A 10,596-nucleotide genomic window follows, 5' to 3' on the forward strand; every position below is an offset into this window, starting at 1 on the left:
TTGCACAATCAATTCATAATTACAGCAGCAGGGTAGATGGACCATTTGTAGCTTTAAATTGTGGTGCTATCCCTAAACAACTTATAGAGTCAGAGCTTTTTGGATATGAAGAAGGAGCTTTTACAGGTGCCAAAAAAGGTGGAAACCTTGGAAAATTTGAATTGGCAGATGGTGGAACTATGATGCTGGATGAAATTGGAGAAATGCCACTTGATATGCAGACAAAGCTTCTAAGAGTTGTACAGGAAGGTGTAATAACGAGAATAGGGAGTTCAAAGTCTATACCTGTAGATGTAAGAATTATAGCTGTCACAAACAGAGATTTAAAAAAAGAAGTGGAAGCTGGAAGATTTAGAAAAGACTTATATTACAGATTAAATGTTCTGCCATTATACTTACCTCCACTTAGAGAAAGAAAAAAGGATATACCTCTTCTTATTCAATATTTTGTTAAGAGTATAGCACAAAAGTTAAATAAAAAAGAGCCGGTTATATCAGAAGAATACTTGAAGAAAATGATTAACTATAATTGGCCTGGAAATATAAGAGAATTAGAAAATTTGGTTGAGCTAATTATAAACACTGAATCCATACCTACAGGTTACTTTACAGAAGAAAATTGTGATAATGAGGTACTTGTGAATATTAGTGATGACTGTTTAAAGTTAGATTATATGGAAAAGGAACATGTAACTAAAGTATTGAAGAAGTTTAAGGGAAATATAACTCATTCAGCAGAAGCGCTTGGTATAATGAGAAATACTTTATACAGCAAGATAAAAAAGTATAATATACAAATGTAATATTTTTCATTAAAAAAAGAAAAAGAGAGGGTTACCTACAAATATATTGTTGGTAACCCTATAATTATGTTTTTATTAATATAAAATATATGGGGAAAGGGAGAACAATGACCAAAAAACGAACAGTAATCAAAAAATGAACACCATTTTTTGATTACTTTGATCTAAAAATGAACACAACATAATAAGCATCATTAAAACACTACCTAATTTGGACACTTTCAACATTGGCATACATATTGCTTATATAAATAGTAACATTAAATATTTCGACCAACATTAAAACACATCTACAATTTGTAATATGAATGCGATTCAAATTGCAAGTTGTAGATAAAAATTGAGGAGGTATATAGTATGCTAAAAAAGTATTTAATTATTAATGGAGTTAAAAAAACTATTATAGCAGATCCAGAGGGATCTTTGGCAGATGCTTTAAGGAAACAAGCATTTCTTACTGGAACAAAAGTTGGATGTAGAAAAGGAGAATGTGGTGCTTGCTCCGTAATTTTGAATGGTAAAGTAGTAAGATCTTGTATAACTAAAATGAAAAGGGTTCCAGATGAATCAGAAATTATAACTATAGAAGGAGTTGGCGATCAAAAACATCTTCATCCACTGCAGTTAGCATGGATGATTCATGGTGCAGCACAGTGTGGTTATTGCACACCTGGATTTATAATTTCATCTAAAGTATTACTTGAACACAATAGTAATCCAACAAGAGAAGATGTTAGAGCCTGGTTCCAAAAACACAGAAATGTTTGCAGGTGTACAGGATATAAGCCATTAGTTGATGCAGTAATGGAAGCAGCAAAACTTATGCGTGGCGAAGTAACGAAAGAAGAATTATGGTATAAACTTCCAAAGGGAAAAAGCCTTTTAGGTTCAGATGCTATACGTCCTTCTGCTCTTGCAAAAGTAACAGGAAACTGGGACTTTGGAGCAGATTTAGGATTAAAGATGCCAGAAAATACATTACACATTAAGCTAGTACAGGCTACAGTATCTCATGCAAACATATTATCTATAGATACTTCAGAAGCAGAAAAAATGGAGGGAGTTTATAGAGTACTAACCTATAAAGATGTACCAGGTACAAATAGGATAAATGGATTGGCTTTCCCTACAAATAAGGGTGATGGACTTGAGAGACCTATATTAAATGATAAAAAGATTTTCCAATTTGGTGATGCAATAGCTATGGTACTTGCAGATACACCATGTCAAGCAGAAGCAGCAGCAAAAAAAGTAAAAGTTGAAATAGAAGAGCTTCCAGCATATATGAGTGCACCAGCAGCTATGGCTGAGGATGCTATAGAAATTCATCCTGGAACACCAAATGTTTATTTTGAATGTGGTACTGTAAAAGGTGAAGATACAAAACCTTTAATGGATTCTCTTCCTTACGTTGTTGAAGATGATTCATATGTACAAAGGCAGCCGCATCTTCCACTTGAACCGGATGTTGGATGTGCATATATTAATGAAGATGGAAAGTTAATTATACATTCAAAGAGTGTAGCACTTCATTGTCATGCAGCTATGGTAGCTGATGGTATAGGAGTACCTTTAAAGGATCTTTATATAGTTCAAAATCCTACAGGTGGTACTTTCGGATATAAATTTAGTCCAACAATGGAAGGACTTCTCGGTGTAGCTGCATTGGTAACTAAAAGGCCAGTATATCTTGAGTTTAATATGTATCAACAAATAACTTACACTGGAAAAAGATCACCTTTCTTTATGCATCTTAAATTAGGTGCTGACAAGAATAGAAAATTTGTTGCATTAGAAACTGATTGGTCTTGTGATCATGGCCCATATTGTGAATTTGGTGACCTTGTAACTACAAGAGGTTCACAATTTATGGGTGCAGGATATAATATTCCAAATATAAGAGGAGAAGGAAGAACAGTTGCTACAAACCATGCTTGGGGTTCAGCATTTAGAGGATATGGTTCACCACAAAGTTTATTTGCTTCAGAAGTTTTAGTAGATAAAATGGCTAAGAAAATGGGTGTGGATCCTCTTGAATTGAGATATGAAAATGTCTATAGAGAAGGAGACAAAACCCCTACAGGTTGTGATCCAGATGAATATGCTTGCCAACTATGATTGAAAAGTTACGCCCATTATATAAGGATGCTAAGGAAAGAGTTAAAAATAAGAATGTTAATTCTGGAGATAAGAAATATGGAGTAGGAACTTCCTTATTAATTTATAGTTGCGGTCTTGATGGTGCAGATAGTTCAAATGCATGGGCAGAATTGACTGCAGAAGGGGTTACTGTAGGAAACTCTTGGCAAGATCACGGTCAAGGAGCTGACATGGGAACTTTAACTATAGCTCATGAAACTTTAAGACCAATAGGATTAGAGCCAGAAGATATTAAGTTAGTTATGAATGATATGGAATTTACTCCAGACAGTGGTCCTTCAGGTGGAAGTCGTTCTAACGTTTTAACAGGAAATGCTACTAGAGTTGCTTGCGAAAACTTACTGGCAGCTATGAAAAAGGACGACGGTACTTACATGACTTATGATGAAATGGTAGCTGCAAAAAAACCTTTAAAATATGATGGAAAATGGACAGCACCTTGTACAGCTCCTGATCCAGCAACTGGTCAAGGAGATCCATTCCCAACTTATATGTATGGTGTCCTTATGTCAGAAGTAGAAGTAGATACTACTACAGGAAAGACTAAAGTAGAAAAACTTACTATGATAGCTGATGTAGGAACTATAGTAAATAAACTAGTAGTTGATGGTCAAATGTATGGTGGATTAGCCCAAGGTATAGGACTTGCTTTAAGTGAAGATTTTGAAGATTTAAAGAAACATACTACACTTACAGGTTGTGGAATACCACAAATTAGGGATGTACCTGATGATATAAAAATAATATATCAAGAAACACCTCGACCAAATGGCCCTTATGGTGCTTCAGGTGCAGGTGAAATGCCACTTTCAGCACCTCATGCTTCTATAGTTAATGCAATTTATGATGCTTGTGGAGTACAGATAACAAAATTACCTGCACGTCCAGAAAAGGTATTAGCTGCACTTAAAGAATTAGAAAAATAATAAGAAAGCAATTTAATTATCTCTCTAAATGAATCAGAAACAAGTAATTGTATAAGGATTTCTAAGAGCTAAAAACACTAAGAGGTATGTTAATAGCCATCAGATGGAATTAAGATTCCATCTGATGCAAAGAAATCTATTGATATTAAAAATTATAAGATAATGTTTTCATAGTTTCTGGTTCATTTTTATTTAAAAGGGGGGAAGGAGTTATATGGATTTAAATAAATTGTTAGGTAAACAGGATTTATGTATTGCAGATAAACCTTCAGCATGTATATCTGCGTGTCCTATACACATGGACGTAAAAACCTTTATTGAGGCAATAGAACAAGATGACTTCAAGAAAGCTTATAAGGTTATGGCTAAAAAGATGCCTTTTACTAGAATAATAGGCAATATATGTGATCATCCTTGTGAAAATGCATGTGTAAGAAATAAATTAGGTGGATCTATAAATATACATGAACTTGAAAAAGCCGTAGTAAAATTAGGCCTTTCTTCTAAAAAAAGAACGATTCCAATACCTAAAAATGGGAAAAAAGTAGCAGTAGTAGGTGCAGGTATAAGTGGCATTACAGCTGCTTTTGATTTAGATAAAAAAGGTTATAAAGTAACTGTATATGAAAAAAGTGAAAAAGTCGGTGGAAGGTTGTGGAATTTTGAAGGAGAGCAGCTTTCAAAAGAAATCATAGAAGAAGAGTTACAGGTAATAAATAAAGGAAATGTAGAAGTAAAGTTAAATCAATTAATAGATGAAAAAAGTTTAGAAAACATACTAAAAATGTATGATGCAGTTTATATAGGAACAGGTATTTGGGAAAAAAATTTAAAAGTAAATACACAAACTTTTCAAGTAGAAGATAGTTCTTTGTTTGCAGGAGGAAGAATTGTAAACCAAAACAGTTCAGTTATATTTTCAATAAGCTCTGGAAGAAGAGCGGTCATATCTATTGATAGGTATCTTCAAAAAATTTCTCTTACAGTTGCAAGAGAAAATGAAGGTGCTTATGATACACCTTTAAAACTTAAATTAGATGATATAGAAAGTGTAGAATCAACTAAAAAAAATTCTTTAGGATATAATAAACAGGAAGCCATTAAAGAAGCAGGCAGATGTATAAAATGTCAGTGTACAGAGTGTTCAAATGTTTGCGTCCATTTAAAAAAATATAATATTACGCCTAAAAAATATATAAGGCAAATAAATCACAATGAAGTTATAATATTAGGAGATCATTATGCAAATGAAATGATTAATTCCTGTACTCTTTGTGGACTTTGCGGTGAAGTATGTCCTTCTAATTTAGATATGAAGGATATAATACAAGAAACCCGTGAAAGTATGGTAGAAAGAGAAAAAATGCCTGTATCAGCTCATGATTTTGCACTTAAGGATATGGAATTCAGCAATAGCAAATATTTTTCAATGGTAAAAAATCAGCCGGGATATGAAAAAGTTAAATATATGTTTTATCCAGGATGTCAATTGCCTGCATCTTCTCCTGAATATATACCTAAAATATATAAATATCTTATGGAAAATATCAAGGATGGAGTTGGAATAATGCTGGGCTGCTGCGGTGCACCAGCGGATTGGGCTGGAAGACAGGATTTATTGGAGAAAAATATAAAAGATATACGAAATAAATGGGAAGAGGCAGGAAAGCCAACTTTCATTTTGGCCTGTTCCAGCTGTTATAGTATGTTTGAAAAATATATGGGGGATATGAAATTCATCTCTCTATGGGAAGTTATGGATAAATATGGAGTACCTGAGGGCAATAAAATAAAAGAAAATAATATATTGACTGTACATGATGCATGTTCCACTAGATATAATAAAAAAATTCAAGAAAGTATACGAAATATAGCAACTTCCTTGGGATATAAAATAAAAGAACTTAAATTTTCAAAAGAAAAAACTAAATGCTGTGGTTATGGTGGACTTGTGTATTTTGCAAATAAAGAACAATCAAAGGACTTTGTAAAAGATAGAATAAATGAAAGTAACCTGGACTATTTAGTTTATTGTTCAATGTGTAAGGATTTATTTATAGATGAGGGTAAAAAAACTTTTCATATTTTAGATTTAATTTACAGCGATGATTTAGGAAAAGCTGCTTTAAGAAAAATACCTACTCTTTCACGTAGGCATGAAAATAGAACACTTCTTAAAATTAAACTTTTGAAAGAACTATGGAATGAGGAAGTAAATGATTTAGTAAAGCATTATGAGTTTAAATTAAACATACCTGATAATGTACAAAATCAAATGAAAGATAGACTGATTTTACTTGATGATATAGAAAAAGCCATAGATAATGCTGAAAAAAATAGAGAAAGATTTTTTAATCCACAAAATTCACATTATTTATGCAGGCTTAGAATTAATAATGTAACTTATTGGGTGGAATATGAAATAAGTAAGGATGAAATTTTAGTTAAAAGTGTGTATAGTCACAGAATGGAAATAGTGGAGGAATAATTATGAATGTTATCAAAGAAGGAACAACTCCATGGATTTGTGATAAATGTAGTAAAGAATTAGAACTTAAAAAGGTAAAAGTTTGTTATCTTGGTGGAAATTTTGAAGTGGAGCTTATGCAGTGTCCTAAGTGCAAAATGGTAATTATAGAGGAGGATTTAGCCTTAGGTAAAATGCTGGAAGTGGAAAAAGGACTGGAGGATAAATAATGAAATGCTGTAATGCTTACGAGAGTGATGATATGAAAAATATTACAGGAGAAACTCTAAGGCCTGGGGGATTTACATTGACAGATAAGGCAGTGAAATTTTGTAAACTTTCTTCAAAAGATTCCATAATGGATTTAGGCTGCGGTACGGGAGCTACGTTAAATTATTTGTGTGAAAAATATAATATAAGTGCAGTTGGCCTTGATCCTTCTCAAAAATTAATAAACAAAGGTAAAGAACTATATAAAAATTTAAAATTTATCTGTGGGAAAGGTGAAAAAATTCCATTTCATAATGCAGAATTCAATGGAGTTTTTGCAGAATGTACCCTTTCCCTTATGGAAAATTTAAATAATGTTATAGGAGATGTCTTTAGAATATTGAAACCTGGTGGATGGTTTATTATTACAGATGTATATGCCAGAAAAACTGAATTTATCCATGAACTTCATGAGATTTCAGTTAATAGTTGTATGAGAGGTCTTCATAATTTAGATGAACTTAAAAATACAGTTAAAAATATAGGTTTTCATGTGAAACTTTTGGAAGACTGCAGTGATATGTTAAAAGAACTTATGGTAAAGACAATATTTACTTATGGTTCCATGAGTATTTTTTGGAATAAAGTGTCTAGCTGCTCTATAGATGGTTGTGAATTTCAGCAACTATTAAAAAATTGTAAGCCTGGCTATTTTATAATGATAGCGAAAAAGGAGGATGAATGTTATGAATGATACTGCTTTCCGTATATATAAATTAGCTTCATCGGGGTTTTGCTGTACTCAAATAATTCTTAAATTGGCTTTAGAAGATGAAGAAACAGAAAATACAGACTTGATAAGGGCTCTAAATGGACTTTGTGGAGGACTTGGCTCCGATGAAAAAATATGTGGAATTTTAACTGGAGGTATAGCAGTTATAGGACTTTATGCAGGAAAAGGTGAGACCAGAGAATATCACAGTGAAAATTTTCAGCCCATGTTAAGTGAATATATAAATTGGTTTAAAGAAGAATTTGAAAGTACTGAGTGTAGAGATATAATAGGAATTCAAAAAATAACTGATGAGAATGGCACTATAAATTATCCTGTAAAATGTGGAGAAATTCTCCTCAAAAGTTACGAAAAGATTCAGCAGATAATATGCAAATATGGATATGATTTTGGAGATAGGGATGATGATGTGTGAAAAGTGCAGATATAATTTCTGAAACTCAAAGTTTATGCCCAATCTGTTTAAAAAAAATTGATGCAAAAAAGGTTTTGGATGGTAATAAAGTTTATATGGAAAAATATTGTCCAGATCATGGACAATTTAGGACTATTTTATGGAAAGGCAATATTTCCATGAAGAAATGGATTAGAAATAAAGAAAGGGCTTATATAAAAAATCCTTCTACAAATGTTCAAAAAGGATGCCCATTTGACTGCGGTCTTTGCAGTGAGCATAGACAGCATACATGTACAGCTTTAATAGAAGTTACTCAAAGGTGTAATTTAAAGTGCAAATTTTGTTTTGCAGATTCTTATGCAGGTAAAGAACAAGATATTCCCATAGAAAAAATAAAATTTATGTATGAAAAATTATTGGAGTCTTCTGGAAGCTGCAATGTACAGTTGTCAGGGGGAGAACCTACGATTAGAGATGATTTGCCTGATATAATAAAATTAGGAAGGAAACTTGGATTCAAGTTCATACAGGTGAATACCAATGGTATACGTATGGCACAAGATGAAGAGTATGTTAAAAAATTAAAGATATCAGGACTTAGTTCGATTTTTTTACAATTTGATGGTACAATAGATTTGATATATAGAAAATTAAGGGGAGCTGAACTTTTGAACTTTAAGGTGAAAGCTATAGAAAACTGTAGAAAGCATAATATAGGTGTAGTTCTTGTGCCAACTATAGTTCCCGGAATAAATGAGGATAATATAGGGGAAATTATAAATTTCGGATTGAATAATATGCCGGCAGTAAGGGGAGTACATTTTCAACCTGTGAGCTATTTTGGAAGGATACCATTTGTTCCTAAAGAAGAACAAAGAATTACCCTACCTGAAATCATGGAAAATATAGAAAAACAAACATCTGGAAAATTTAAAATAGAAAGCATGAAACCTCCTGGATGTGAAAATGCACTTTGCTCTTTTCATGGCAATTATATATATAAAGATAAGAAAGAATTGATAAATATTACAAATAACTCTAAAAGTTGCTGCAGCAAAAATGAGAAGGCAGAAGAAGGGGCAAGAAAAGCCAAAGAGTTTGTTTCACGAAACTGGTCTTCTAGAAAAGTGACTAATCCTAATACAAAGGTGAAATCTAGTAAAATTGATAGTTGGGATAAGATATTATACAACATAAATAATTATTCTTTTAGTATATCTGGCATGGCCTTTCAAGATATCTGGAATGTGGATTTGGAAAGAGTAAAGGACTGCTGTATTCATGTAGTAAGTGAAGAAGGAAACCTTATACCATTTTGTATGTATAACATTACAGATGCAGGAGGAAATTATATTTATAGAAATTGCAAAGTCAAAATGAAAATGACATCCCTTGAAGCATAGATAGTTGATGAAGAAAAAGTACATGATAATAGGGGGAGAGGGTAATTATGGAGGATATTTATGAAACAATAAATGAGCTTTTAGATAAAAAAGAGAAATTTGTTTTAGCTACTGTTTTTAAAAAATCGAGATCTGTCTCTAGAGAAGAGATCACCAAGATGGTTATAAAGAAGGATCTTTCAATTATAGGAACTATAGGTGGGGGTATATTTGAAGCTACAGCTATGAAATTGTCTTCAAAAGTTTTTGAAAATGGTGCATATATAATTAAAAAATGTTCACTTACTAGTGAAAGAGCGGAAAAATTAGAAGCAGCATGCGGAGGTGACATTAAACTGCTTTTGGAATATGTGGATTACAATGATAGTAAAATGGTGGAAATGTATAAAAATGTTCAGAAGTTAAAGAGAAGAGGGGATAATTTTGTAATTGTAACCAGGATCCCTGAAGAAGGAAAGAGCATAAAAGGTATAGATAAATGGGTTTGTAGTGAATCATCACTTTATGGTGAAGAAGATGATAAAGTTCAGTGTGTAATAAGAAAGATAAGAGAAGAATTTAAAAATATTACTATACAGTATATTGATTTAGATGAGGGACATTATTTAATAGAACCTGTTTTAAATAGTAAAACCCTATATATAATAGGGGCAGGACATGTATCACAAAAAATTGCAGAAGTAACAAAAATATTGGATTTTAAAACGATTGTCATAGATGATAGAAAAGAATTTGCAAATAGAGAAAGATTTAAAGATGTTGAGGAAGTAAAAGTAGTTCCTTCTTTTGAAAATATGCTTAAATATGTAAATGTGGATAATAACAGCTATATAGTAATAGTTACCAGGGGACATGCCTATGATAAGGAAGTTCTCGGGCAAATGCTTAAAACTGATGCAAAGTATATAGGTATGATAGGAAGTAAGGCCAAAAGAGAATTTGTCTATAATTGTCTTTTGGATGAAGGATATACAGTGGAAGACTTAAAAAGGGTGCACAGCCCTATAGGTATTACTATATTTGCACAAACTCCTGAAGAGATAGCAATAAGTATTGTAGCAGAACTTATAAAAGTTGAAAGGGAATCTTTCAATCAAAAAAATAAAGTTGAAGCTATGATTATTTAAGTATGATATTCTTCTGCAATGGGAAAATAGAAGAATGTTAATGAACTTTCCTATAATAATGCAAAGTTGAATTAGAAATTGTTATTATGACGGGGGGATTATAATGAATGCAGCTATTTGCAAATTGGACAATGCAGTTGTATCTAAGCCCAATATAGAACTTTCACATAGAAGATGTAAAAAGTTCAGTATTGATTCACACCAGGTCTTTAGTAAAAAAATAATACACGATGCTGAATTACAGAAAAGATTTGCAGCTAACAGAAATTTAATATTGACTGCAGCACCTTATATGGAGCAGCTAATTAAT

The 10,596-nt window shown here is 32.2% G+C and carries 7 protein-coding genes and 2 pseudogenes; all 9 read left to right on the top strand.

Going from position 1 to position 10,596, the window contains the following annotated elements; all coding sequences use genetic code 11:
* Positions 1-803, top strand: an 803-nt coding sequence (locus CLRAG_RS15145; RefSeq protein ID WP_167351580.1) for a sigma-54 interaction domain-containing protein, incomplete at its 5' end; no start/stop codon positions are given.
* Positions 804-1,160: 357 nt separating this feature from the next.
* Positions 1,161-3,889: pseudogene (locus tag CLRAG_RS15150) on the top strand (molybdopterin-dependent aldehyde oxidoreductase).
* Positions 3,890-4,103: 214 nt separating this feature from the next.
* Positions 4,104-6,377 (top strand): pyridine nucleotide-disulfide oxidoreductase/dicluster-binding protein, encoded by a 2,274-nt coding sequence (locus CLRAG_RS15155; RefSeq protein WP_065079175.1) that lies wholly within the window; start codon positions 4,104-4,106, stop codon positions 6,375-6,377.
* A gap of 2 nt (positions 6,378-6,379) precedes the next feature.
* Positions 6,380-6,586, top strand: a complete 207-nt coding sequence (locus CLRAG_RS15160) for a DVU_1557 family redox protein (protein WP_013239059.1) — start codon at positions 6,380-6,382, stop codon at positions 6,584-6,586.
* Positions 6,586-7,320: a DVU_1556 family methyltransferase gene (gene trsM, locus CLRAG_RS15165; RefSeq protein WP_065079176.1), complete on the top strand. Its 735-nt coding sequence runs from the start codon at positions 6,586-6,588 to the stop codon at positions 7,318-7,320. The genes CLRAG_RS15160 and trsM overlap by 1 nt, the downstream gene beginning before the upstream one ends.
* A complete protein-coding gene (locus CLRAG_RS15170; RefSeq protein WP_065079177.1) occupies positions 7,313-7,774 on the top strand; it encodes a DVU_1555 family C-GCAxxG-C-C protein in 462 nt (153 codons plus the stop codon). Before trsM ends, CLRAG_RS15170 begins: the two co-directional genes overlap by 8 nt.
* The gene (gene trsS, locus CLRAG_RS15175; protein WP_065079178.1) at positions 7,771-9,159 is read left to right on the top strand and encodes a radical SAM (seleno)protein TrsS; all 1,389 of its coding nucleotides are present in this window, start codon (positions 7,771-7,773) and stop codon (positions 9,157-9,159) included. The genes CLRAG_RS15170 and trsS overlap by 4 nt, the downstream gene beginning before the upstream one ends.
* Before the next feature lie 47 nt (positions 9,160-9,206).
* Positions 9,207-10,286 (top strand): XdhC family aldehyde oxidoreductase maturation factor, encoded by a 1,080-nt coding sequence (locus CLRAG_RS15180; protein WP_065079179.1) that lies wholly within the window; start codon positions 9,207-9,209, stop codon positions 10,284-10,286.
* A gap of 103 nt (positions 10,287-10,389) precedes the next feature.
* Positions 10,390-10,596: pseudogene (locus CLRAG_RS15185) on the top strand (AAA family ATPase); the annotation flags it as partial.

This window comes from Clostridium ragsdalei P11, from assembly GCF_001675165.1.
Taxonomy (GTDB): Bacteria; Bacillota; Clostridia; order Clostridiales; family Clostridiaceae; genus Clostridium_B; species Clostridium_B ragsdalei.

Bases quoted from the DNA above. Each gene is read 5' to 3' on its own strand.
- CLRAG_RS15155 (WP_065079175.1), top strand. From the start codon at position 4,104: ATGGATTTAAATAAATTGTTAGGTAAACAGGATTTATGTATTGCAGAT.
- CLRAG_RS15160 (WP_013239059.1), top strand. From the start codon at position 6,380: ATGAATGTTATCAAAGAAGGAACAACTCCATGGATTTGTGATAAATGT.
- trsM (WP_065079176.1), top strand. From the start codon at position 6,586: ATGAAATGCTGTAATGCTTACGAGAGTGATGATATGAAAAATATTACA.
- CLRAG_RS15170 (WP_065079177.1), top strand. From the start codon at position 7,313: ATGAATGATACTGCTTTCCGTATATATAAATTAGCTTCATCGGGGTTT.
- CLRAG_RS15180 (WP_065079179.1), top strand. From the start codon at position 9,207: ATGGAGGATATTTATGAAACAATAAATGAGCTTTTAGATAAAAAAGAG.